The organism is Vibrio sp. 03-59-1 (genome assembly GCF_013114135.1).
GTDB classification, from domain to species: Bacteria; Pseudomonadota; Gammaproteobacteria; order Enterobacterales; family Vibrionaceae; genus Vibrio; species Vibrio cortegadensis.
The window spans coordinates 1-26604 of the sequence record NZ_VTYA01000017.1; the positions used below are offsets into that span (position 1 = coordinate 1).

The 26604-nt window shown below is 43.2% G+C and carries 20 protein-coding genes and 4 tRNA genes; 2 read left to right on the forward strand and 22 right to left on the reverse strand.

Annotated elements, in window-relative coordinates; genetic code table 11:
- Positions 1-24: 24 nt before the first annotated feature.
- The 9 genes from F0249_RS15945 to F0249_RS15985 all read right to left on the reverse strand — a co-directional run bounded on the left by F0249_RS15945 (position 25) and on the right by F0249_RS15985 (position 7027).
- Positions 25-101 (reverse strand) — tRNA-Arg (locus F0249_RS15945).
- An 87-nt stretch (positions 102-188) separates the two neighbouring features.
- Positions 189-281 (reverse strand) — tRNA-Ser (locus tag F0249_RS15950).
- Between the two features lie 39 nt (positions 282-320).
- Positions 321-397 (reverse strand) — tRNA-Arg (locus F0249_RS15955).
- A 41-nt stretch (positions 398-438) separates the two neighbouring features.
- Positions 439-531: transfer RNA gene (locus F0249_RS15960), tRNA-Ser, on the reverse strand.
- Between the two features lie 275 nt (positions 532-806).
- A complete protein-coding gene (gene csrA / locus F0249_RS15965; protein ID WP_017054190.1) occupies positions 807-1004 on the reverse strand; it encodes a carbon storage regulator CsrA in 198 nt (65 codons plus the stop codon).
- Positions 1005-1093: 89 nt separating this feature from the next.
- Complete coding sequence (locus F0249_RS15970) at positions 1094-2281, reverse strand: aspartate kinase (protein ID WP_017054191.1); 1188 nt, start codon at positions 2279-2281, stop codon at positions 1094-1096.
- Between the two features lie 183 nt (positions 2282-2464).
- Entirely contained in the window at positions 2465-5047 is a 2583-nt protein-coding gene (gene alaS, locus F0249_RS15975) for an alanine--tRNA ligase (protein ID WP_171757164.1), read from the reverse strand.
- A gap of 261 nt (positions 5048-5308) precedes the next feature.
- Entirely contained in the window at positions 5309-6349 is a 1041-nt protein-coding gene (gene recA / locus F0249_RS15980; RefSeq protein ID WP_017054193.1) for a recombinase RecA, read from the reverse strand.
- Positions 6350-6532: 183 nt separating this feature from the next.
- Entirely contained in the window at positions 6533-7027 is a 495-nt protein-coding gene (locus F0249_RS15985) for a CinA family protein (RefSeq protein WP_017054194.1), read from the reverse strand.
- Positions 7028-7111: 84 nt separating this feature from the next.
- Here F0249_RS15985 and mutS point away from each other — a divergent pair, with 84 nt between their 5' ends.
- Positions 7112-9673, forward strand: coding sequence for a DNA mismatch repair protein MutS (gene mutS, locus F0249_RS15990; protein ID WP_171757165.1), 2562 nt, complete (start codon positions 7112-7114; stop codon positions 9671-9673).
- A 125-nt stretch (positions 9674-9798) separates the two neighbouring features.
- Here mutS and rpoS read toward each other — a convergent pair whose 3' ends face one another.
- The 13 genes from rpoS to rlmD form a co-directional block, all read right to left on the reverse strand.
- Complete coding sequence (rpoS, locus tag F0249_RS15995; RefSeq protein ID WP_017054196.1) at positions 9799-10773, reverse strand: RNA polymerase sigma factor RpoS; 975 nt, start codon at positions 10771-10773, stop codon at positions 9799-9801.
- Positions 10774-10873: 100 nt separating this feature from the next.
- Positions 10874-11779: a murein hydrolase activator NlpD gene (gene nlpD / locus F0249_RS16000; RefSeq protein ID WP_017054197.1), complete on the reverse strand. Its 906-nt coding sequence runs from the start codon at positions 11777-11779 to the stop codon at positions 10874-10876.
- A 2-nt stretch (positions 11780-11781) separates the two neighbouring features.
- Positions 11782-12408 (reverse strand): protein-L-isoaspartate(D-aspartate) O-methyltransferase, encoded by a 627-nt coding sequence (locus F0249_RS16005; RefSeq protein WP_017054198.1) that lies wholly within the window; start codon positions 12406-12408, stop codon positions 11782-11784.
- The gene (surE, locus tag F0249_RS16010) at positions 12405-13154 is read right to left on the reverse strand and encodes a 5'/3'-nucleotidase SurE (RefSeq protein WP_017054199.1); all 750 of its coding nucleotides are present in this window, start codon (positions 13152-13154) and stop codon (positions 12405-12407) included. Before surE ends, F0249_RS16005 begins: the two co-directional genes overlap by 4 nt.
- A 73-nt stretch (positions 13155-13227) precedes the next feature.
- Positions 13228-14271 (reverse strand): tRNA pseudouridine(13) synthase TruD, encoded by a 1044-nt coding sequence (gene truD / locus F0249_RS16015; RefSeq protein WP_171757166.1) that lies wholly within the window; start codon positions 14269-14271, stop codon positions 13228-13230.
- Between the two features lie 31 nt (positions 14272-14302).
- A complete protein-coding gene (gene ispF / locus F0249_RS16020) occupies positions 14303-14779 on the reverse strand; it encodes a 2-C-methyl-D-erythritol 2,4-cyclodiphosphate synthase (protein WP_017054201.1) in 477 nt (158 codons plus the stop codon).
- A complete protein-coding gene (gene ispD / locus F0249_RS16025) occupies positions 14776-15486 on the reverse strand; it encodes a 2-C-methyl-D-erythritol 4-phosphate cytidylyltransferase (protein ID WP_017054202.1) in 711 nt (236 codons plus the stop codon). The genes ispF and ispD overlap by 4 nt, the downstream gene beginning before the upstream one ends.
- The gene (gene ftsB / locus F0249_RS16030; protein WP_017054203.1) at positions 15487-15768 is read right to left on the reverse strand and encodes a cell division protein FtsB; all 282 of its coding nucleotides are present in this window, start codon (positions 15766-15768) and stop codon (positions 15487-15489) included.
- A 192-nt stretch (positions 15769-15960) separates the two neighbouring features.
- Positions 15961-17259 (reverse strand): phosphopyruvate hydratase, encoded by a 1299-nt coding sequence (gene eno / locus F0249_RS16035; protein WP_113795789.1) that lies wholly within the window; start codon positions 17257-17259, stop codon positions 15961-15963.
- 82 nt (positions 17260-17341) lie between these two features.
- Complete coding sequence (locus F0249_RS16040) at positions 17342-18982, reverse strand: CTP synthase (RefSeq protein ID WP_171757167.1); 1641 nt, start codon at positions 18980-18982, stop codon at positions 17342-17344.
- Between the two features lie 147 nt (positions 18983-19129).
- Entirely contained in the window at positions 19130-19930 is an 801-nt protein-coding gene (mazG, locus tag F0249_RS16045; RefSeq protein ID WP_017054206.1) for a nucleoside triphosphate pyrophosphohydrolase, read from the reverse strand.
- 79 nt (positions 19931-20009) lie between these two features.
- The gene (relA, locus tag F0249_RS16050) at positions 20010-22232 is read right to left on the reverse strand and encodes a GTP diphosphokinase (protein ID WP_171757168.1); all 2223 of its coding nucleotides are present in this window, start codon (positions 22230-22232) and stop codon (positions 20010-20012) included.
- Between the two features lie 85 nt (positions 22233-22317).
- Positions 22318-23643, reverse strand: coding sequence for a 23S rRNA (uracil(1939)-C(5))-methyltransferase RlmD (rlmD, locus tag F0249_RS16055; protein WP_171757169.1), 1326 nt, complete (start codon positions 23641-23643; stop codon positions 22318-22320).
- A 173-nt stretch (positions 23644-23816) separates the two neighbouring features.
- Between rlmD and barA the strand changes: the two genes are divergently transcribed.
- Entirely contained in the window at positions 23817-26597 is a 2781-nt protein-coding gene (gene barA / locus F0249_RS16060; protein ID WP_171757170.1) for a two-component sensor histidine kinase BarA, read from the forward strand.
- Positions 26598-26604 lie beyond the last annotated feature (7 nt).

The window sequence follows — 26604 nt, forward strand, 5'->3', positions numbered from 1 at the left end:
TTGCCTCTCTTACGAGAGTAATAATGGTGCGCGCGGGAGGATTCGAACCTCCGACCGCCTGGTTCGTAGCCAGGTACTCTATCCAGCTGAGCTACGCGCGCACTGTAATTCCTGCTAAAGAATTATTGTGAAGCTTATCACATTCCATTTCTTACGAAACAAAAAAAGCCCTAAGGGCATACAATGAATGGCGGTGAAGGAGGGATTCGAACCCTCGATACGGCTACAAACCGTATACTCCCTTAGCAGGGGAGCGCCTTCAGCCTCTCGGCCACCTCACCGTTGTATATTCACTGTTTTATCTCTTGCAAAGGAGATAATGGTGCGCGCGGGAGGATTCGAACCTCCGACCGCCTGGTTCGTAGCCAGGTACTCTATCCAGCTGAGCTACGCGCGCACTAATTGTTTCTTTACCTAAGTAAGTCAACGTCTCAAGAATGGCGGTGAAGGAGGGATTCGAACCCTCGATACGGCTACAAACCGTATACTCCCTTAGCAGGGGAGCGCCTTCAGCCTCTCGGCCACCTCACCGTCTTGAGGAGGCACATATTACGATTTACCAAAAATATGTCAAACATTTTCTTGGCAAAAACTGCAAAAAAAACCTCAACCGTTGCCTATTTAATCAAAGCGTTGAAAAATCGCACGTTAAAGTCGAGATTGACGCCTCGAATAGCAGTGTAACTGAAAAAACATCGACAAATTGCGAGGTAGGTTTCATTTGAAAGTTTCTCGTTCTTATCTACTTAATTACGCGCACAAAAAAGGCCAGCAAATTTGCCAGCCTTTTCTCAAACACTACCCAATTAGTAGTTGCCTGTTGTAACGTTGCCGTTACCTTTCTCTGCTTGAATGCGCATGTAGATTTCTTCACGGTGAACAGATACTTCTTTCGGTGCATTAACACCGATACGTACTTGGTTACCTTTTACACCTAGCACAGTAACTGTCACTTCATCACCAATCATCAGTGTTTCGCCAACACGGCGAGTCAAAATTAGCATTCTTTGCTCCTTGAGTAATCTCTGAATTATCTTGCTACGAAACCATTATCAACAAAAGTTATATTTTCGTAAACTGTCTATTTGTTTATTTAACCAAAATGCATCTGATTTTGCTGAAATAGTTCGGTTTCGTGCTCCGTTATATATGCATCATGAAGTATGTTAGCCGCTTTCTCAACTACAGTTGGACACAAAACCAGCATTAATGATCGCTGCTCTGTAAAATGATGATGAACATCGATTCCATGATCTAATAGTAACTCGATCGACGCCGACAGCACTCTTTGCGCTTGAGTACCAACAACTGTGAGCAAGCTTACCGCTTCACTATTACGGATTTTCTCATCAAAAACTAGCCCTAACTTGGCGTAAGCATCTTGTTTAATGACCACTCCTGTCCAATCTGTTTCCTGGATCACACTCCATATTTCAATACCCAGCATCTGACACTGCTTTTGTAATGCTTCACTCGTCGAATGCTCAACGTGGATCATGACCAAACTGTGTTCTAATGCCAGCCCTGAAATTAAGCGTTCAGAAGAGTCTCCACTAACTAAACTACCGTCGTTAACCTCAAACGTAGAAAGAACCCTAAGTGGCACGTTATACTGATGAGCGTATAAGACAGATGGAAGATGAAGAACTTTCGCACCTTTTCGAGCCATCTCTTTCATTGCAGGAAAGTCGATACAGTCAATTTTACGAGCATTTTTTACCACTCGCGGATCACATGTATAAATGCCATCGACATCTGTAAATATTTGACACTCTTGTGCCTCAAGCGCACCAGCCAGAGTAACTGCACTCGTATCAGACCCACCTCTTCCGAGTGTAGTGATATCCCCTTTGGAATTAATACCTTGGAAGCCTGCAACTATCACGATCTGTTCATCGTTCAAAAGCTCAGTAATAGGTCCGGTATCAATATGTTTAATTGCCGCGTTATTATGATGATTATCAGTCAATATTTTAGCTTGAGATCCTGTCAATGATGTCGTGCTATACCCTAATTTACTCAGGATCATAGCAAGTAAAGCCATCGACATTTGCTCACCAGCTGAAAGTAATACATCTAGCTCTCTTGCATTAGGCACGTCATCAACTTCTAGAGCTAAATTTATTAAACGATTTGTCTCACCTGACATAGCAGAAACGACAACCACGACATGGTTACCATCATTTTTTGCTTTAATGATATGTTCTGCCACCACATGCATTCTCTCTATAGAGCCTACAGATGTTCCACCAAATTTTTGCACAATTATGGGCTTTTTCACCAGCCTTCACCTTCCTAGGACCGCAGTCGCATGAATTAACACATCTAAATCGATAGTAGATTTAGTTCAAAAAAATTAACCAAGTAGTCTAACTTCGACAATTAGACCACTTGGTTAATCTCAATAAATTATGCCCAATCAAATTATCTTTGATTGGGCATTAACTTTAGAGGTTAAATGTAATTATAAACGCTCTTCTAACCAAGCTTGAACAGATTGCAATGCTTCTGGTAAGGCTTCTACGTCTGTACCGCCCGCTTGCGCCATATCAGGTCGACCACCACCTTTACCGCCAACTTGCTCTGCAACCATTTTAACTAAATCACCCGCTTTTACTTTGCTAGTCAGGTCTTTCGTCACACCAGCAATTAGACCCACTTTATTATCAGCAACGTTAGCAATAAGAATAATACCGCTACCAATCTGATTTTTAGTATTGTCTAACATTGTACGAAGGTTCTTGTTATCCGCGCCTTCAAGAGCAGCAACTAACACTTTCACACCGCAAATATCGGTCACTTTGCCCATAATATTGGCACTTTCTGCTGCTGCCATTTTATCTTTCAGCAACTGCATTTCTTTTTCCAAAGATTTCGCTTTTTGTGCTGACTCTGCAATTTTCGCTTCATAAGCTTTGTTTTGAGAATCAATAAAGTCTAAAGCAGAATCGCCAGTAACCGCTTCAATACGACGAATACCAGCCGCGATGCCGCCTTCAGAGGTAATCTTAAATAGGCCGATATCACCAGTATTATTCGCGTGAATACCACCACAAAGCTCAGTAGAGAAATCTCCCATAGAGAGTACGCGAACTTCTGCATCGTATTTTTCACCGAATAGCGCCATCGCACCTTTTGCTTTCGCGGATTCAATATCCATAATATTGGTTTCAATAGTATGGTTACGACGAATCTGAGCATTCACTAAGCGTTCTACTTCTTTAAGCTCTGCTGGCGTTACTGCTTCAAGGTTTGAGAAGTCAAAACGAAGGTTATCCGCTTTAACTAGTGAACCTTTTTGTGCAACGTGATCACCCAATATTTGGCGTAACGCTTCATGTAATAAGTGAGTTGCTGAGTGATTAAGAGAGATCGCAACACGACGCTCTGCATTCACGTTAGCTGACACGTTATCTTCTTTTGCTAGAACGCCTTCAACCAACTCACCATGATGAGCAATAGCATTTCCTAGCTTCTGTGTATCAACAACTTTAAATACGCCAGATTGAGTGTTAAGTGTACCCGCATCACCACATTGACCGCCTGATTCTGCATAAAATGGGGTTTGGTCCAGAATGACAATCGCCTTATCACCTGCACTTAATGTTTCAACTTCATCAGCATCTACGAACATAGCAACAATCTTGCTGTCACCTTGAGTCGCTGTGTAACCACAGAACTCAGTATTGCTATCCACTTTTATTGAAGCATTGTAATCCGTATTAAACTGACCTGCTTCACGTGCACGTTGACGTTGAGCTTCCATCGCTTTTTCAAAGCCAGCTTCATCAATCGTAAATTCACGTTCACGTGCAACATCGTTAGTCAGATCAGCAGGGAAACCATAAGTATCATAAAGTTTAAATACGGTCTCACCGTCTAGAACTTTGCCATCAAGGGAGTCTAAAGCTTCGTTAAGAATCACCATGCCACGCTCAAGAGTGCGGCTAAAGTTCTCTTCTTCAATGCGTAACACTTTCTCAACTAGCTCTTGCTGTTTCTTCAACTCTTCGCCTGCTGTGCCCATTACTTCAGCCAATGGACCAACAAGTTTGTGGAAGAATGAACCTTGTGCACCAAGCTTATTACCATGACGAACGGCACGACGAATGATACGACGTAGAACATAGCCACGGCCTTCATTTGAAGGCATTACGCCATCAACAATCAAGAACGCACATGAACGAATATGGTCAGCGACTACTCGTAGCGATTGATTTGACAGGTCTTCATGCCCTGTAATTTCAGCTGCTGCTTTAATTAAGGTTTGGAATACATCAATTTCATAGTTTGAGTGTACGCCCTGCATAATTGCAGAAATACGCTCAATGCCCATACCTGTATCGACTGATGGTTTTGGCAATGCTTCCATTGTTCCATCAGCTTGACGGTTGAACTGCATGAAAACGTTGTTCCAAATTTCAATGAATCGGTCACCATCTTCTTCTGGAGTACCTGGGCGGCCACCCCAAATATGTTCACCGTGATCATAGAAGATCTCAGAACATGGACCACAAGGCCCAGTGTCACCCATTTGCCAGAAGTTATCTGACTCAAACGGTTTTCCACCTTTTTTATCTCCGATACGAACAATGCGATCAGCAGGGATGCCCATCTCTTTATTCCAGATATCGAATGCTTCATCATCGGTTTCGTATACAGTGACAAGTAGACGCTCAGCAGGAAGCTGAAGAACTTCGGTTAGAAATTCCCATGCGAATTTAATCGCGTCACGCTTAAAGTAATCACCAAAACTAAAATTGCCCAGCATTTCAAAAAAGGTGTGGTGACGAGCGGTAAAACCAACATTTTCGAGATCGTTATGCTTACCACCAGCACGAACACAACGCTGAGAGGTTGTCGCACGAGTGTAGCTACGTTTTTCAAGTCCTAAGAAACAATCTTTGAACTGGTTCATACCAGCATTGGTAAATAGTAACGTTGGGTCATTAGCTGGAACTAATGATGAACTATCTACAATTTGGTGTCCTTTGCTTTCAAAGAACTTAAGGAACGCGCGGCGTACCTCATCGGTGCTCATGTACATGCAGCTCTTCCTGAAATATTCGAGTTAGTATTTTTCCATATTGTAAATTGAAATGACTAGGCGAGCAAAAGATTATGCGTTGTGGTGAGAAATAGGCAGGGTGCTTTAAGAGATTCAATAAAAAAGCACTAAGCGATGAATATGAAAAGCTGCAATCACACTATAAAGTCGATGTTTAAAGTCTGCTTTTATTCTTTTCAAATACAACAAAGCCCTGCATTGCAGGGCTTTGATATCATTAACAATTAAAGAGCGAACACTCTATAACTCTTCGTTTTCAGGTGACTCAGTCCCTGTCTCTTCTTCCACGACAACTGGTGTTAACAGTAGATCTCGTAGTTTAGTATCGATTTCAAGTGCAACTTCTGGGTTCTCACGTAAGTACTTACCCGAATTCGCTTTACCTTGGCCAATTTTATCGCCTTGGTAGCTGTACCATGCACCCGCTTTCTCAACTAATTTATTTTTAACACCTAAATCAATCAGCTCACCTTCACGGTTAAAACCTTTTCCGTAAAGAATTTGAGTTTCCGCTTGTTTGAACGGTGCTGCAATCTTGTTTTTAACAACTTTAATGCGAGTTTCATTACCCACAACTTCATCGCCTTCTTTAATTGCGCCTGTACGACGAATATCAAGACGAACTGATGCGTAGAATTTAAGCGCGTTACCACCCGTTGTGGTTTCTGGGTTACCAAACATAACACCAATCTTCATACGAATTTGGTTAATGAAGATACACATACAGTTAGACTGTTTTAAGTTACCCGTTAGTTTACGCATTGCTTGAGAAAGCATACGAGCTTGAAGACCCATGTGGCTATCGCCCATTTCGCCTTCAATTTCAGCTTTAGGTGTTAGTGCAGCAACAGAATCGACAACCAATACATCAATTGCACCAGAACGCGCAAGTGCATCACAGATCTCTAATGCTTGCTCACCAGTATCTGGTTGTGAAACAAGCAATGCATCGATATCAACACCTAGCTTTTTCGCATAGATAGGATCAAGAGCGTGTTCAGCATCGATAAATGCACACGTTTTTCCAACACGTTGCGCAGCAGCGATAAGCTCTAATGTTAGAGTAGTCTTACCTGAACTCTCAGGACCGTATACTTCTACGATACGTCCCATAGGTAAACCACCAGCACCCAAAGCGATATCTAACGCTAATGAACCTGTAGAGATTGTCTCTACGTCCATTGTGCGATTGTCGCCTAAACGCATGATTGAGCCTTTACCGAATTGTTTCTCAATTTGGCCCAATGCTGCTGATAGTGCCTTTTTCTTATTATCGTCCATCACTTTCTCCACGCGATCCACATTCAGTGGCAGTGTTTTAATCTGGTAAGACACTCAGGGTTATCTAGGTGTCAGTAATTGATTTTTATTATACTGTTGATTCATACAGTGTCTATACCTGTATGAAAATAATTTTGTTTTAGTTCAAACTAACCGATCAAGCTCTCAAAGAGATGATGAACTCTAAGACGACTTTTCTCGTAAATGATTTTGCATAACGATCAGCGCATGCTCAATAGCCAGCTTGCGAACTTGATCTCGGTCTCCAATAAAATGACACGTTTCTACGTTTTGCCATTGCTCTTTATCTGCCCATGCAAAGCAGACGGTACCAACAGGCTTATCCTCAGTTCCACCACCAGGGCCTGCAATACCGCTAATTGAAACACCAATCGTTGCATTAGAATTTAGAAGAGCGCCTGTTACCATTTCAATGACAACAGGCTCACTCACCGCACCATAGGCATCAAGAGTGTCAGGAAGTACGCCAAGCATTTCCATTTTGGCTTCGTTACTGTAAGTCACGAACGCTCGATCAAACCACGACGAACTGCCCGCAATATCTGTAATTGCAGTCGCAACGCCCCCACCAGTACATGATTCCGCCGTAGTCATCACTTGATGATGTGCTAACAGCAATTTGCCGACTCTTTGGCTTAATAATCTAATAGATTCCATGGTGTAAAACCTTATTTCATCTTTTCGCTCGGATTCGATTCACGTATCCTAAGCCTCAACAGAACTAAACTAAAGAAGTGGCCCGTGAAAGTCGATCAAAAACACACTCCGATGATGCAACAGTATCTAAAATTGAAAGCAGAAAACCCTGAGATCTTATTATTCTATCGCATGGGTGATTTCTACGAACTTTTTTATGATGATGCCAAACGTGCTTCGCAGCTGTTAGAGATCTCACTGACGAAACGTGGAGCTTCAGCTGGTGAGCCAATTCCAATGGCTGGTGTGCCATTTCATTCGATTGAAGGTTACTTAGCTAAATTAGTTCAGCAAGGTGAATCCGTTGCGATATGCGAACAAGTTGGAGACCCTGCGACCAGTAAAGGCCCTGTTGAGCGAAAAGTCGTTCGAATTGTCACCCCCGGAACCGTCACAGATGAAGCGTTACTTTCTGAGCGTATCGATAATTTAATTGCTGCCATTTACCAACAAAATGGAAAGTTCGGCTATGCGACTTTAGATATTACTTCAGGTCGTTTTCAGCTAACTGAGCCTGAAACTGCGGAGGCTATGGCTGCTGAACTGCAACGAACTTCGCCTCGTGAACTTCTATTCCCTGAAGATTTTGAAGCCGTTGATTTAATGGCTAACCGCAACGGTAATCGTCGTCGCCCCGTGTGGGAATTTGAATTAGATACTGCTAAACAGCAATTGAACCAGCAATTTGGCACTCGTGATTTAGTCGGCTTCGGAGTAGAAAATGCTCACTTGGGATTATGCGCGGCTGGTTGCTTGATCCAATACGTCAAAGACACTCAAAAAACCGCTCTGCCACACATTCGTGCGCTTACTTTCGATCGCCAAGATCACTCGGTGATCTTAGATGCGGCTACACGTCGTAATCTTGAGATCACTCAAAACCTTTCTGGCGGTTTCGATAATACGCTCGCGGAAGTTCTCGATCATACCGCAACACCAATGGGTAGCCGAATGCTTAAACGCTGGCTACATCAACCAATGCGAAATCTGGGCACTCTCGATCAACGCTTAGATTCTATTGGTGAAATCAAAGAACAAGGCTTATATGCAGACTTGCAACCGATCTTAAAACAGATTGGTGATATTGAGCGTATTTTGGCTCGTTTGGCACTACGCTCTGCTCGCCCAAGAGATATGGCGAGGTTAAGACATGCAATGCAACAACTACCAGAACTAGAAGCTAACTTGCAGTCGTTACAAAATCCTCACCTTACTAAACTGTCACAAGAAGCAGCGCCTTTCGAGTCGGTTTGTGAATTACTAGAGCGCGCAATCAAAGAGAACCCGCCCGTGGTGATCCGAGATGGTGGCGTCATTGCAACAGGCTATGATGAAGATCTTGATGAATGGCGAAAACTGGCAGATGGCGCGACAGAGTATCTTGAAAAATTGGAAGCTGATGAACGTGAGCGCCACGGCATCGATACTTTAAAAGTCGGCTACAACAATGTACACGGTTTCTTTATTCAGATAAGCCGTGGTCAAAGCCATTTAGCACCCGCTCATTACGTTCGTAGGCAAACCTTAAAAAATGCAGAACGCTACATCATTCCTGAGCTCAAAGAACATGAAGACAAAGTGCTCAGCTCAAAATCTAAAGCACTTTCTATTGAGAAAAAGCTTTGGGATGAGCTATTCGATCTTCTGCTGCCAAGCCTAGAACAGCTACAAAATTTATCCGCTGCGATTTCTCAACTCGATGTACTGCAGAACTTAGCAGAGCGAGCGGAAAGTCTGGATTACTGCCGTCCAACCTTAAAAGAGAAGCCTGGGATCCACATTCAAGCGGGTCGTCATCCCGTTGTTGAACAAGTCATGACTGAACCCTTCATCGCAAACCCAATCGAATTACACTCAGAGCGAAAGATGTTGATTGTAACTGGGCCAAATATGGGCGGTAAATCGACCTATATGCGTCAAACCGCACTGATTGCGTTAATGGCTCACATTGGGGCTTATGTTCCCGCAGAAGCCGCTGAAATTGGCTCAATCGACCGTATATTCACTCGAATTGGTGCATCTGATGATCTTGCTTCTGGCCGCTCTACCTTTATGGTTGAGATGACTGAGACTGCAAATATTCTGCACAACTCAACCCCAAATAGCTTAGTGCTTATGGATGAAATTGGTCGAGGCACCAGCACTTACGATGGCTTATCTTTAGCATGGGCGAGTGCAGAGTGGCTCGCGAGTCAAATCGGTGCCATGACATTATTCGCTACTCACTATTTTGAGTTGACCGAACTTCCAAAACTCTTGCCTCATTTAGCGAACGTTCACCTAGATGCTGTAGAGCACGGAGATAGCATCGCGTTCATGCATGCGGTTCAAGAAGGTGCCGCAAGCAAATCTTATGGTTTGGCAGTCGCGGGATTAGCGGGCGTTCCTAAAACCGTGATCAAAAATGCGAGAGCGAAATTAACGCAGTTAGAAATGTTGGGCAATCAGCCTGAAAACACTAAATCAAGCAAAGTCGATATTGCGAACCAACTGAGTTTAATTCCGGAACCAAGCGAACTAGAAGAGGCATTAGCCAACATCGATCCCGATGAACTGACACCTCGACAAGCTTTAGAAGAGCTTTATCGTCTTAAGAAACTAATTTAGCTGCTAAAGGATCTCTAACGGCAATAGGATCATCGTGTTCTAAATGGGTTCAATAATGTAAAAAGGCTAGAAGATATGATCTTCTAGCCTTTTCTTTATCTGAACAAGATTGATTTAGAAGAATGTTAATCTGTTTCGATATTGAATAGGTTTTCCATGCTCAGACCTTGTTTAATCAGGATCTCACGTAAACGACGTAGGCCTTCAACTTGGATCTGACGCACTCGTTCACGAGTTAAACAAATCTCACGTCCCACCTCTTCTAAAGTGGACGGTTCATAGCCTAGCAGCCCAAAACGGCGAGCTAACACTTCTTTCTGTTTTGGATTCAGTTCATCTAACCAGTCAATCAATGACGATTTAATATCATCATCTTGAGTGGAAACTTCCGGATCAGAATTATGTATGTCAGGGATAATATCCAGAAGCGCTTTTTCACCATCACCACCAATTGGAGTATCAACAGAACTAACACGCTCATTAAGACGCAGCATCTTGCTTACATCATCGACAGGTTTATCGAGCTGGTTTGCGATCTCTTCAGCGGTAGGTTCATGATCAAGCTTTTGTGACAATTCACGAGCGGTTCGCAAGTAGATATTAAGCTCTTTAACGACATGAATAGGAAGACGAATAGTACGAGTTTGGTTCATCAACGCACGTTCGATCGTTTGTCTGATCCACCATGTTGCATAGGTAGAGAAACGGAAGCCGCGTTCCGGATCAAATTTTTCAACGGCGCGGATCAAGCCTAAGTTACCCTCTTCAATAAGGTCAAGTAGTGCTAAACCACGGTTGCTATAGCGACGAGATATTTTCACAACAAGACGAAGGTTACTTTCGATCATACGTTTACGAGCGGCTTCATCACCGCGTAGTGCACGTCGGGCGTATAAAACTTCTTCTTCTGCTGCTAGGAGTGGAGAAAAACCAATTTCTCCGAGATAGAGTTGCGTGGCATCTAGGCTTTTCGAGGAAACTTCAAATTCCTCTTTCGCCTCTGCCTTCTTGGCTGAGGTTGGTTTAATTTTTTGCGCATCCATCGCTTTATTATTTAGACCAAATTCTTCAACTTTTTTTGCTGCATTGCTTATACCCATAACGCCTCCCCTGGCGAGTTAGCAAGACATGACCACTAAATATGCCGCTAAATTGCTACTTCTTCATTTTTGCTACGGTAAAACCATACCGAACAATAAATTACGGTAAGTATCGTTTCGGATTAACCGACTTACCTTGATAGCGAATTTCAAAGTGTAATCTCACACTACTTGCTCCAGAACTGCCCATTGTTGCTATCTTCTGGCCCGCTTTTACACTCTGTCCTTCCTTGACGTGTAATTGGTCGTTGTGCGCGTATGCACTTAAATATTTATCGTTATGTTTCACAATCACCAGATTGCCATAACCTCTTAGCGCATTACCCGAATAGACCACTGTACCTTTCGCTGTTGCAACGATGGATTGACCACGTTTACCTGCAATATCAATCCCTTTATTTCCTTGATCTCCAGCTGAAAAGTTTTTAATTACTCTCCCTTTCGTTGGCCATAACCATTTGGAAACTTTGCTGTTTTTAGCTACCACTGGCGTGTTAACTTTTTTAACAGTTTGTTTACCTTTAGAACCAACATACTCCTTTGGTTTAGATTGTTCAACCTTCTTTGGTGGGTATTTTTTAACCGTCTTTTGTGCTTTAACGGGTTTTGATGATGCTGTTGGTGTTGAGGCCTTAACAGGAGTACTGACTGCGCTTTTGGTCGCTACAGCACCAGCAGTCACAGCAGCTACGGCGACAGCTTTGCCGTAACTTGGAGCAACATAAGCTGGTCGCCAGAGTTTTAACTTTTGTCCAGGGTGTATGGTATAAGGTGAAGATAAGTTGTTATTGTGGATAAGATCTTTCACATCTTTATTAGTGATATAAGCAATAAAATAGAGCGTATCGCCTTTTTTTACTTCATAGAAACTGCCTTTGTAACTACCGCGCCCAATCGAACTGTAATCTTTACTTAACCCAGAAACAGGCGCAGGAGTTTGTGCGGCGCACCCTAACAGAACACCGCATATAATAAAGTAAATGACACTTCGAATAAGGCTCTTCATTCTTAGGCTAAATCACCAGCAATAAGTGGTACAAAACGCACCATTTCTATCGTTGAAGAGTGGTACTCATCACCCGATCTCACAATTTTCAGTAGCTGCTGTTCATCGCCACCAACTGGGATTAGCATTCGTCCACCATCTTTTAGTTGAGATAATAGTGCCTGAGGAATACTCTCTGGTGCTGCGGTTACAATGATTGCATCAAAAGGGCCTTTCGCAGCCCATCCTTGCCACCCATCCGCATGTTTAGTTGATACGTTATAAATATCCAATTGCTTAAGACGCCTTTTGGCATCCCATTGAAGTGACTTTATTCGCTCAACGGAATAGACATGATTGACCAACTGTGCCAGCACTGCTGTCTGATAACCCGACCCTGTCCCTACTTCGAGTACTTGGCTATCTCGCTTTAGTTCTAGCAACTCAGTCATCTTCGCGACTATGTATGGCTGAGAGATCGTCTGACCGTGTCCAATGGGTAATGCGTTGTTATCATAGGCTTGATGTATCATTGCTTGAGAAACAAAGCTCTCTCTTGGCAAAACACCAATAGCGTTTAATACTGCTTGGTCCTGAATACCATGTGCAATCAAAAATTCAACCAATCGATTTGCTTGAGGATGGTTCATTTCACCTCCCCCTTTAACCACGTATCCATACTACGCAATGACTCATGAGCAGTGAGATCAACTTGTAATGGTGTAATCGATATATAGTGATTTTCTATCGCATGAAAATCGGTACCTTCACCCGCATCCTGCTCTTTTCCTGGAGGTCCAAGCCAATAAATATCATGTCCACGCGGATCTTTTTGTCGAATCATCGCCTCTGCATGATGACGAGCACCAAGACGAGTGACCTGAGTTCCAAGCAGTTGTTCAAAGCTAACATCTGGAATATTCACATTCAGCAAGCGATTGGTGGGAATCGGAGCGGCGATATGCTGCTCAACCAATTGCCTAGCCACTTTTGCTGCAGTAGCGAAATGCTCCTTTCCAGCCAAAGAGAATGCGATGGATTGAACCCCAAGAAAGTGCCCCTCCATTGCAGCCGCAACCGTCCCTGAATAAAGAACATCATCACCTAAATTAGCGCCATGATTAATGCCTGATAACACTAAATCTGGCAGGTCATCTTTCAGTAATTCATTCAGAGCAAAGTGAACACAGTCTGTCGGAGTCCCTTGAACTGAATAGGTATTGGTCACAATCTCTTGCACTCTCAGCGGTTGCTCCAGTGTTAATGAATTCGAGGCTCCAGATCGATTACGATCCGGAGCAACAATGATAATTTCCGCGAGATCAGACAATACCTCTGCTAATGCATGAATTCCCTTAGCATGTACGCCATCATCATTGCTAAGTAGTATTTTCATTGACCTTCCCTTTTCTGCACTGTGTTCATTTTTCGTTTTGTATTTACTATTTTATCGTAAAAGCATCAAAGTGTTAGTATTGACGCTCAACTGGGATCTCTTCTATCAACTCACGAACGATTGCTGTAGCAAAGCATCCCGCATCGAGTGAGAAACGAAGAGTCACGTTATCTTCTTCTATTTCCCACGAGAGGTTTTGCGGCTTAAGTGCAATTTCACGACGATCGTGACGCATGCGGTTACCGCGGATAAGTGCCATCAAATCAGGTTCTGCATCGAGGTGAACTTGCTCTAATGCGAGTACCTCTTCCTGAGTAGGCAAGGCATTGTCACCTGCAAGAGCGGCACTGATAAAGACTTCTCCTGCATTGAACTTATCTTTACATTGATCAGCATTCTCTGCCGTAACCAATAGTGGTCTTTCATTTGATACCAGAAGATCACCATTCAACACTTGGTTGAAGACTGATTGTTCAATACGTTCAGACACGATCAGATTAAAAATCCATGAACGCGCCGCAGACAAATACAAACTGCGTTTATTCTGGTTACGCGTACGGACATTCTCTTTGCCCCAACGACGCGCTTCAACTAAGTTATTACCTTGGTTACCAAAACGCTGTGCGCCAAAATAATTAGGTACGCCACACTTTTGAACCTGTAGCATGCGTTTAACTACATCTTCCACATCTGATACTTCAGACAGAGTAATTTCAAAATCGTTTCCGACAAGATCGCCTGGACGTAACTTTTTGTTATGACGGTCAGTCGCGAGGATCTCAATGCTTGGATGCTCAGCCAAAAATGCCGAAAAATCGGGCGTGTCACCTTTAGGCAGATGAACACTCAACCATTGCTCTGTCACCGCATGACGATCTTTCAAACCCGCCCAGCTGACATTTTTAGATTGCACACCGCACGCTTTCGCTAATTCATTAACAACAAAACTGGTGTTTTCACCTGTCTTACGAATTCGCACCATTAAGTGCTCGCCAGATCCTGTAAATTCAAAACCCAGGTTTTCGCGTACTACAAAATGTTCGTCTTTTGCTTTGAGTTTTGCTTTTGCTGTTGGTTTACCATTAAGGTAAGCCATTGAAGATAAAATGTCTGACATATCAATTCTTTAAATTAAGTGGATAATTAAACTAAGCTTTCGTAATCACAACAACCGCTTCACAAGCGATGCCTTCTTTGCGTCCGGTAAAACCAAGGCGCTCCGTTGTTGTCGCTTTCACATTGATGTTCTGTAGTTCTGTTTGTAAATCTTCTGCAATGGCTTGGCACATTGACTCTATATAAGGAGCCATCTTAGGCGCTTGAGCAATAATGGTAATATCGGCATTACCGAGCACATAACCGCACTCTTTCACGCGACGATAAACATCTTTCAATAATTCGCGGCTATTGGCACCTTTCCATTTATCATCAGTATCAGGAAAATGACGACCGATATCGCCCGCAGCAATAGCACCAAGTAGCGCATCAGATAATGCGTGTAAGGCAACATCACCGTCTGAATGTGCGATCAACCCTTGCTCATAAGGGATAGATACGCCACCAATAATAACAGGGCCTTCACCACCAAATTTATGGACATCAAAACCATGGCCTATACGAATCATTGTTGTTCCTTATTTTTGCTTAAGTAGAAGTCAGCAAGCGCGAGATCTTCGGGTTGAGTGATTTTAAAGTTATCGGCACGACCAACCACTAATTTAGGCGTTAAACCTAAAAGCTCTAAAGCGGATGCTTCATCGGTAATATTCGCGCCTTGCTCTAAAGCAGTCGATAACGCGGTGGTAAGTTGCTCAGTTTTGAACATCTGCGGCGTTAACGCATGCCACAAATTTTGTCTTTCTACTGTGTGCTCAATATTACTCTGAGAATTCCCGCGTTTCATGGTATCTCGAACTGGCGCAGCCAAAATACCGCCAACAGGATGTTCAACCGATTGTTGAATTAGGTTATCAATATCCGAAATTTGGAGGCAGGGACGAGCGGCATCATGCACCATCACCCAGTCGCTAGGGCGATTTTCTGATAGGTAGTTTAGTCCAGATAACACAGAATCAGCCCGCTCTTGGCCTCCTGAAACCCGAATGACGTTAGGGTTATCAGCTAAAGATAACTCAGGAAAATAAGGGTCATCATCGCTAATTGCCACCACGACTCGCGGTATCAGATCATGCTGAAGTAGCGTTTCAACGGTATGCTCCAAAATGGTTTTGCCATGCAGTATCAAATATTGCTTAGGTCGATCCGCTTTCATACGGCTACCAACACCAGCAGCAGGCACAATCGCAACAACAGGTTGGGTATAACTCATCATCTATTGAAGATCCTCATCGATCAGACGATAGAAGGTTTCTCCCTCTTTGATCATACCTAGCTCATTACGCGCACGCTCTTCAACCGCATCAAGTCCTTGTCTGAGGTCATCGATTTCGGCAAACATCTCATTATTACGAGCTTGTAATTTTGTATTTACTTGTTGCTGAACGTCAATTTCATTATGGACGCTGTAGTAATCAGAAATACCATTTTTTCCCAGCCACAACGTATATTGCAACCAGCCTAAAAGTATCACCAATAACAAGGAAAATAGTCGCATAGTTCCAATCGTATTAATCAAGTCGGGGGAATAAATTTCTAATCCACATATATACCATAATAGGGGTCTATGGGCGAGGTATTGAAGCGATGAGGTGGGATATGTGAATGTTTCAGATATAAAAAAACGCCTCCATGAATGGAGACGTTTTTAAAGTATTAAGTTAATAATTAACTAAGATAAACTTAGATATTATTGACCTTTAACTTCTTTAAGACCGTTGAAAGGTGCTTTAGAACCTAGAGCTTCTTCGATACGGATTAGTTGGTTGTACTTAGCAACACGGTCAGAACGGCTCATAGAACCAGTTTTGATTTGACCTGCAGCTGTACCTACCGCTAGATCAGCGATAGTTGCATCTTCAGTTTCGCCAGAACGGTGAGAGATTACTGCAGTGTAGCCAGCGTCTTTAGCCATCTTGATTGCAGCTAGAGTCTCTGTTAGAGAACCGATTTGGTTGAACTTGATAAGGATAGAGTTAGCTACGCCTTTCTCGATACCTTCAGCAAGAATCTTAGTGTTTGTAACGAATAGATCGTCACCAACGATTTGAAGTTTGTCACCTAGAAGTTCAGTTTGGTGCTTGAAGCCAGCCCAATCTGATTCGTCAAGACCGTCTTCGATAGATACGATTGGGTATTGGTTAGCAAGGTCTTGTAGGTAGAAGTTGAACTCTTCTGAAGTGAAGATTTTGCCTTCGCCTTTCATGTTGTAGTTGCCAGCTTCTTTGTCGAAGAACTCAGATGCAGCACAGTCCATCGCTAGAGTAACGTCTTTACCTAGAACGTAACCAGCAGCTTCTACAGCTTCTTTGATTGCAGCTAGTGCAGCAGCGTTAGACTCAAGGTTAGGAGCGAAACCACCTTCATCACCAACAGCTGTGCTTAGGCCTTTAGCTTTAAGTACTTTAGCTAGGTTGTGGAATACTTCAGCACCGATACGTAGAGCTTCTTTAAGAGTTTTTGCGCCAACTGGTTGGATCATGAACTCTTGGATGTCAACGTTGTTATCAGCGTGCTCGCCACCGTTGATGATGTTCATCATTGGTAGAGGCATAGAGAACTGACCAGCAGTACCGTTTAGTTCAGCGATGTGCTCGTATAAAGGCATGCCTTTAGCAGCAGCAGCAGCTTTAGCGTTCGCTAGAGAAACAGCTAGGATAGCGTTAGCGCCAAACTTAGACTTGTTTTCAGTACCGTCTAGGTCAAGCATGATTTGGTCAACGTCAGCTTGAGCTTTCGCGTCTTTACCGATTAGAGCTTCAGCGATTGGGCCGTTTACAGCTTCAATTGCTTTAAGAACACCTTTACCTAGGAAACGTGATTTGTCGCCGTCACGTAGTTCAAGAGCTTCGCGAGAACCAGTTGATGCGCCTGATGGTGCAGCAGCCATACCTACGAAACCACCTTCTAGGTGAACTTCAGCTTCTACTGTTGGGTTACCACGTGAATCGATGATTTCACGACCTAGAACTTTAACGATCTTAGACATTGAATGTTTCCTTCTCGTTGAATATAAATGTCAAATTTAAAAGGTAGCCGCACAACTTACGCCACTACCTGTATTCTTGTTCTTACTTTTCTAACTCACCACGCTGGAATTCACCAGCTGCTTTCACAAAACCTGCAAATAATGGGTGACCATCACGAGGTGTTGATGTGAATTCTGGGTGGAATTGAGCTGCAACAAACCATGGGTGGTTAGGGTTCTCAATTACTTCTACCAACTTCTTGTCTGCAGATAAGCCAGATACTTTTAGACCAGCTTTTTCAATTTGCGGACGAAGATTGTTGTTCACTTCGTAACGGTGACGGTGACGTTCATGGATAGTCGCGCTGCCGTATAGTTCGTAAGCTTTTGTGCCTTTTGCAAGGTGACATAGCTGAGAACCAAGGCGCATCGTGCCACCAAGATCTGAAGTTTCAGTACGCTCTTCTACTTTACCTTCGCCATCAGTCCATTCTGTAATCAGACCAACAACAGGGAATTTAGTTTCTTTGCTAAATTCAGAAGAGTGTGCACCTTCCATATTCGCTACGTTACGTGCGTATTCGATAAGAGCAACTTGCATACCTAGACAAATACCTAAGTATGGAACTTTGTTTTCACGTGCGTACTGAGCGGCAAGGATCTTACCTTCGATACCACGATCACCAAAGCCACCAGGAACTAGAATTGCATCTAGACCTTCAAGTACTTCTGTACCTTTAGATTCTACATCTTGTGAATCTACATATTTAATTGTGACGCTTAAGCGATTTTTCAAGCCCGCATGTTTTAATGCTTCGTTTACTGACTTGTATGCGTCTGGTAATTCAATGTATTTACCAACCATACCGATAGTTACTTCACCAGTAGGGTTCGCTTCTTCATAAATTACTTGTTCCCACTCAGAAAGATCAGCTTCTGGAGCATCAATACCAAAGCGCTTACAAACAAGGTCATCAGTACCTTGCGCTTTAATAAGTTGTGGGATCTTGTAGATTGAATCTACATCTTTCATTGAGATAACTGCTTTCTCTTGTACATTACAGAAAAGAGCAATTTTCTTACGTTCGTTTGCTGGGATAACACGGTCTGAACGACAAACTAGGATATCTGGCTGGATACCGATAGACAGTAGTTCTTTCACTGAGTGTTGAGTCGGCTTAGTTTTAAGCTCGCCCGCAGCACCTAGGTAAGGTACAAGTGTTAGATGCATGAACATTGCACGTTCACGACCTAGCTCTACTGCTAGTTGACGAATCGCTTCCATAAACGGTAGTGATTCGATATCACCAACAGTGCCACCCACTTCTACAAGGGCAATATCATGACCTTCAGCACCTGAGATTACACGCTCTTTGATCGAGTTAGTAATGTGAGGAATTACCTGAATAGTTGCACCAAGGTAATCGCCACGGCGCTCTTTACGTAGAACGTCGGCGTAAACACGACCTGCTGTGAAGTTGTTACGCTTGGTCATTTTGGTACGAATGAAACGCTCGTAGTGACCAAGGTCAAGGTCAGTTTCAGCGCCATCTTCCGTGACAAACACTTCACCATGCTGAGTTGGGCTCATTGTGCCCGGATCAACGTTGATGTAAGGGTCAAGCTTCATCATAGTCACTTTAAGACCACGAGCTTCTAAAATAGCTGCAAGCGATGCCGCTGCAATACCTTTACCTAGAGAGGATACAACCCCGCCAGTAACAAAAATGTAATTTGTTGTCATGTTTAACCTGAAATTGGTTGAATGAGGGAAATGGACTACTTCTGGACGGGATGAAAATATACCAGAAGCCCTTTATCGCCACAACGTGAAACTTATCACAGTCGAAATTTTATTTTTTTGCTTCAAATCAATTCCGTTAGAAAGTTTCTATTTTGTTTTTTCTTCGATCTTCACTTCATCCCACATCCTGTCTAGCTCCGGCAGTGAAAAGTCGCCTAATTCCTTACCTTGATTTTGTACTTTTTTTTCAATTCCATGAAAGCGACGTTCAAATTTTAAATTTGCTTTGCTTAACGCCGATTCTGGATTTTTTCCTAAATGGCGGACCAAGTTCACAGTTGCAAATAGCAGATCGCCTAATTCTTCTTCGACTAAATCTTCATTTGGGGTGACTTGAAGCGCTTCTTCCAGCACTTCATCCACCTCTTCTAGAACTTTATCAGCGACAGGGCCAATCGTGTCCCAATCGAACCCATATTGAGCACATTTTTTTTGAATTTTATTAGCTCGTGATAATGCAGGTAACGATTTTGGTATTGAGTCTAGAATACTTTTTTCTGTTTTGCCTAATTGTGATTTTTCTTTGATTTTTTCAGCTTCCCAATTTGCATTCAGTTCTTCATCACTTGAGAATGTTTTATCCGAAAAGACATGCGGGTGGCGACGAGTTAGTTTCTCATTAACACCTTCTACAACATCATTAAAATCAAACAGTTGTTGTTCTTTAGCGATCTGACTATAAAAAATAACTTGAAACAATAAATCGCCCAGTTCTTCTTTCAGATTTGACCAGTCTTTATTATGAATCGCATCCACAACTTCATACGTTTCTTCAATTGTATGCGGCACAATGGTTTCAAACGTTTGTTTGCGATCCCATGGACACCCACTTTCCGGGTCTCGCAACTGAGACATTATTTCTAATAACTGTTCAATGGATTGAGCCATGCTAGCACCTTAGTTTTTAGTTAGAAAAACACCGCCATATAGGCGGTGCTGATTATATTTAAAGCCTTCAATGATGCCGTTAACCTAGACGAGTCACCGACATCACATCTTTCAACTGCTCTAAACGCACGATGACTCGGCTTAGTACATCAACATTGGTGAGTTCTAAGTCAAAATCCATCACTGACATTTGGCGTTTGTAGTCTGTGCGGCTTTTCATTGTCGTAATTTTTATTTTTTCATTCGCTAACAGCGAGGTAATGTCTTTCAGTAAACCACTACGCTCAAGCGCCTCCACTCTTAACGTCAGAATGTAAGAGCCAACGAACCCACTTCCCCAAACAGTATCGATGATCCGTTCAGGCGCATGTAAACTCAGCTCTCCAAGTTGCTCACAGTCTGCTCGGTGCACTGATATACCGCGTCCTTGGGTGATATAACCTTTAATGACATCACCCGGAATAGGCTGACAACAGCGTGCTAAGTGAGTCATTAGGTTATCAACCCCTTCAACGACAACCGCATCTTTTTTCGGTCGACTCTGTTGAGCGGGTTTGTTTTCTGACTCTTGCAGTTTTTCTAACGCTTTTTGATCTTCTTCTTCAGCCGTAGGCTTATTTACTAACGCATTAATATGGTTAATAACCTGATTAATGCGTAGATCACCGCTGCCGATACCCGCATACAGTTCATCGTTAGTATTGACGTTAAATCGCTTCAGTGCATAACGTTGGGCATCTTTAAGAGTTGCCCCTACTTTCGCAAGTTCAACTTCAAGGATCTCACGTCCGGCCTCAAGGTTCTTCTCTCGACCTTGCTTACGGAACCAAGCATTGATCTTCGCTCTTGCTCGACCTGAATGAACAAAACCTAAAGACGGATTCAACCAGTCTCGTGATGGGTTCGGCTCTTTTTGAGTTACGATTTCAACTTGATCGCCCATACTCAACTTATGAGTAAACGGAACAATTCGTCCTGCGACTTTGGTACCGATGCAACGGTGTCCCACTTCAGAGTGAATGTGGTATGCAAAATCGAGAGGGGTTGCTCCCATAGGCAAGTCGACGACATCACCACGCGGAGTAAAGGCATAAACACGATCATCAAACACTTGGCTGCGCAATTCATCAAGCATTTCGCCAGAATCTGACATCTCTTCTTGCCAGTCAATTAGCTTACGAAGCCATGTGATTTTTTCATCATAGCCGCTACGACCTGCCGATGCGCCTTCTTTGTATTTCCAGTGCGCCGCCACCCCGAGTTCAGAATCGTCATGCATCTGCGTAGTACGGATCTGGATCTCGATGGTTTTCCCTTCCGGGCCAAGCACCACGGTATGAATCGATTGGTAACCATTTGGTTTAGGGTTCGCGACGTAATCATCAAATTCGCTTGGTAGGTGCTTATATTTAGTATGAACCACACCAAGTGCCGCATAACAATCTTGCAGTTTATCCGCGATGATACGCACTGCTCGAACATCGAAAAGCTCATCAAAAGCTAAGCTTTTCTTCTGCATCTTGCGCCAAATACTGTAGATGTGTTTTGGTCGACCGCTGACTTCAGCATTAATTTGATAACCTTTCATCTCAGAAGAAAGATCCGTCACGAAGTCTTCAATATACTGTTCGCGGACGATGCGACGCTCAGATAATTGTTTAGCGATCTGTTTATAGGTTTCAGGCTGTTGGTAGCGGAAAGCGTAATCTTCAATTTCCCACTTAAGCTGACCGATACCCAGACGATTCGCAAGAGGCGCATAAATATTGGCACACTCTTTTGCTGCCGCACGACGCACCGCATCAGGCTCGTCTTTTACTTCTCGAAGATTACAGATACGCTCTGCTAGCTTAATGATCACGCAGCGGAAATCATCCACCATCGCTAGTAACATTCGACGAACGTTATCGACTTGACCGGACCCTTCCGCATTTTCATACGTCACATTTAATTGACCGATGGCTGCCATTTCATCAACGCCATCAATCAGCTTTACGATTTCCTTACCGTACGCTTCTTCAAGCTGTTGCCTTTCAAATAACCCACTAGAGACAATCGGAAATAACTGCGCAGCCACTAACGTTGGCTTATCCATCGACAAGGTGATCAATATTTCGATCATCTCTCGCCCACGCCACAGCAACAAACTTCCGTTTTCGACATCACCAAGCAGGCTTTCACACTGCTTATACACATCGGTTAATTTTTTTGATGTTTTGCTATCTTGCTCAAGGCTAGAAATCCAATTGTCTAACTCAAACTTTTCACTCGGCTTTAAATGCGCGCTTCGTACGGCAACCATCTATTTATTCCTAGTATTTGGTTCTTATATATCTAAATATCAGACTAATTGTTCCTCAATTAGTTCTGGCTACTCAACTGACTGTTTATTTCTTATTCTTTGTAAATAATGCCATAGATTCTAAATGGCTCGTATGCGGAAACATGTCCAGCATACCTAATTTTTGTAATTGATAACCCTGTTCTAACAGGCTTTTGCTATCTCTTGCAAGGGTAGCAGGATTACAAGAGACGTACACAATACTCTTCGCTCCAAGCTTCGAAAGTTGATCCACGATCCCACTCGCTCCAGCGCGTGCAGGATCGAGCAATACTTTATCAAATTTCTCACTCGCCCAACCTTGATGGCTAAGATCATCTTCTAAGTTTGCTTGGTAAAAAGCGGTATTGGTTATCTGGTTAACAACCGCATTGCTTGCCGCTCGCTGCACCATCTCTTCAACCCCTTCTACCCCAACAACAAATTGAGCTCGCTTGGCGATAGGTAAGCTAAAGTTCCCTACTCCACAGAAAAGATCAAGAATACGCTCATCGCTTTGCGGATCTAGCCATTCAAGTGCTTGCTCAACCATTTTCTGGTTTACGTTTTTATTCACCTGAATAAAGTCATTCGGCGAGAAAGGCACCTTAACGCCTGTTTCGCTGTAAGACGGCTCTTCACCATGGACCAGATGTAACTGGTCTGTTTCTGGCATCAAGTAAAGCGTTGCCGAATTCTGTTTGGCAAACTCAAGCAATTGGCTATTCTCTTGCTCAGAGAGAGGCTTAAGGTGGCGCAATACAATAACAGGGCCTTTATCACTTAAAACCAATTCAACATGCCCCAGGGTGGCGGGTGATGAAAAACCTGACAGTATATGCTTAATTTTTGGCAGCAACTGATTCAAGCTTGGTTCTAACACCGCACAATCGGTCACATTGACGATAAGCTTGCTCTGTTTTTTACGGAACCCAAACTGTAGTTGGCGAGTTTTCTTATCAACAAATAAACTCATACGAGCGCGGCGGCGATACCCTCGCGCTTCTCCTATGATCGCAGGTGCTAAGTCCGTATTTTGATCGACAAACTTGTTCATTAACCGATGAAGCGATTGGCTTTTATGCTCGCTTTGAGCAACGTAATCTAGATGCTGGAAGTTACAGCCTCCACACTCATTAAAGTGCGGACAAAAAGGTTTCATGCGCTGTTCGCTTGGCGTTAACACTTTAATCAACTTGGCACGTGAGTACTTACTTTTACTTTCAGTTAACTGCACTAAGACTTCTTCACCAGGCAGTGCACCATCAATAAACAGTGGCTTATTTTTTTGGAACGCGATTCCCGCGCCTTGGTGATCCATTCGTTCCACCAAAATTGACTGATGTTTGGTCTCTAATTGAGTTTTCTTTTTTGGTTGAAAAAAACGCGCCATGCTCTATGCCTGCAATATTTATTAAGTAAATTATTTTCACTCAGAGTCACTATTCTACTCTGGAATGATTGTCGAACTGGGCCGACTTGATTAAGCTAATCGATAATTCGATGAGCCCACTATTCTTGAAGGGTTCATTTTCCCATATCCAGACAGTAATGTAATCAGAGAACATGACTAGATACGGCTTACGTGCCCGCGTTATTACACTAACTCTCGCTCCGACCTTAATTATTGGTCTGCTTTTAAGTGCTTTCTTCTCATTTAACCGCTATCACGACCTTGAAACTCAAGTGATCACCACAGGCACGAGTATCATTGAGCCACTCGCCATTGCAAGTGAGCAGGGGATGGCGGAACAAAATCGCGAATCGGTAAGGCGACTCATCAGTTATGCGCACCGAAAAAACTCTGAAATCGTCCGTAGTATTGCCGTTTTTGATGACCAACACGAACTCTTCGTGACCTCTAACTTCCACCCCAGCTTTGAAAGTTTGATGTTCTCGAAAGATGAACCCATTCCTGCGTTAGGCTCTTCTGAACTGTTTGATAATACCCTAATCTTACGCACTCCGATCATCTCTGAAACTCAACTGATCAATCATGGGCAACCAAATACGGATCAAGCTTTGGGTTATATTGCTATAGAGCTCGACCTATCTTCACTTCGCTTACAACAGTATCAAGAGATATTTTCAGCGGGTCTTGTGCTCATTATGGGCTTAGGGCTTTCTGGTTTTTTCGCTTTTCGTTTGATGCACGATGTCACTCGCCCCATAACTTACATGAAGAATATGGTAGACCGCATTCGTCGTGGTCATCTTGATGTCAGGATTGAAGGGAAAATGCATGGCGAACTGGACTCGCTCAAAAATGGTATCAACGCCATGGCGGTTTCACTATCTGAATATCATGTCGAGATGCAACACAGTATCGATCAAGCGACCTCAGATTTACGTGAAACATTGGAGCAGTTAGAGATTCAAAACGTGGAGTTGGATATTGCGAAGAAACGCGCTCAAGAAGCGGCTCGTGTAAAATCTGAGTTCCTTGCAAATATGTCACACGAACTAAGAACCCCACTCAATGGTGTGATTGGATTTACTCGCCAAATGCTCAAGACGCAACTCTCTAATGGGCAGACCGATTACCTTCAAACCATTGAACGTTCAGCGAATAATCTACTGAATATTATTAATGATATTTTGGATTTCTCGAAACTTGAAGCGGGCAAACTAGCATTAGAAAACATCCCATTTGAGTTCCAAGAGAGTTTGGAGCAGGTGGTGAACCTTCAAGCCACCAGCGCACATGAAAAAGGCTTAGAGCTCACTCTCAAAGTTGATCCTAAAATCCCAGCAGGCGTCATTGGCGATCCACTTCGAATCCAACAGATCTTAACCAACCTTGTCGGCAACTCGATTAAATTCACAGAGCGAGGCAACATCGATATTGGCGTTGAACTCCGTTCTCAGAATGAGGATGCGGTAGAGCTTCAATTTACGGTCAGAGATACCGGTATTGGCATTTCAGAAAGACAACAAGCGCAACTTTTCCAAGCATTCAGTCAGGCAGATGCCAGCATTTCACGTCGATATGGTGGTACAGGGCTTGGTCTGGTTATCACCCAAAAATTAGTGGGACAAATGGGCGGTGAGATCAGTCTAACCAGTAGATTGCATCAAGGCTCAACTTTCTGGTTCACGCTCCGTTTGAATATTACCGATATGCCAATGACGGACTTGCTGGATACCGATTGTCTTGCCCAAAAACGTTTGTTGCTTATCGAACCTAACATGCAAGCGGCGTCCATTACTCAGCAATCATTGACACAAGAAGGCTTGATCATTACTTACCGCTCGGTGATGCCTGATAACTCAGAACCGTATGATTATGTATTGTTGAATCTGTCTCCAAACCAAACTCATGAAAAAGAGCTACTTGATTCGTGGATCCGTCGAGCATTTGCTATGTCTCCGAATGTCATTGTAGGGACACCAAGTACAGAATTGGCGCTGGCTGAGCAGCTAATGAAAACCTACGACATTCACTGTATTACTAAACCGATATCTCGTAAGAAGTTGCTACAGACCTTAATTACTCACCAATCACCGACGCTTATTGCTGCTCCTGTAGAGACGCAATACGAAGAGAAAGTACCACTCAAAGTGATGGCGGTTGATGATAATCCCGCAAACTTAAAGCTGATTACCGCACTATTAAAAGAGCGAGTAGATAGCGTCATCTCATGTTCGAATGGCCTAAAAGCGGTTAAAGAAGCAGAGCGTCAGAAGTTCGATATCATCTTAATGGACATTCAAATGCCACAGATGGATGGTGTTACCGCATGCTCACAAATAAAGAAAACCGCTTTAAATGCCAACACTCCAGTGATCGCAGTCACCGCGCACGCGATGAGTGGAGAGAGAGATAGACTCCTTGAGGCAGGGATGGATGATTACCTCACCAAACCAATTGAAGAGCATGTATTACAGCAAGTTCTTGTGCATTGGAGCCCACTGACTCAGCACACCGAAGTAGACAAGCTCTCCTTACCTCAATCGGAGCCTAACCTACACTCGGATACCAAACCTGAGCATAAAGACATGATCATTGACTGGCAAATCGCACTCAAACAAGCGGCGAATAAGCCTGATCTTGCCAAGGATATGCTTAAGATGCTGGTCGATTTCATTCCCGAGGTTTACGTGGTTGTTGAGCAAGCCATTGAAGAAGAAAAATATGATATGGATGAACTAATTCATGTGGTTCATAAGCTGCATGGTAGCTGCTCTTACAGTGGCGTTCCACGGTTAAAGAGTATTTGTGCCACGATTGAGAAAGCCCTGCGTTCAGGCTCTAGCGTTGAGGATATAGAACCTGAGTTATTTGAATTACAAGATGAGATGGATAAAGTCAAAGCCACCGCGAACCTTTACATCACAGAGACGTAAGTAAAGA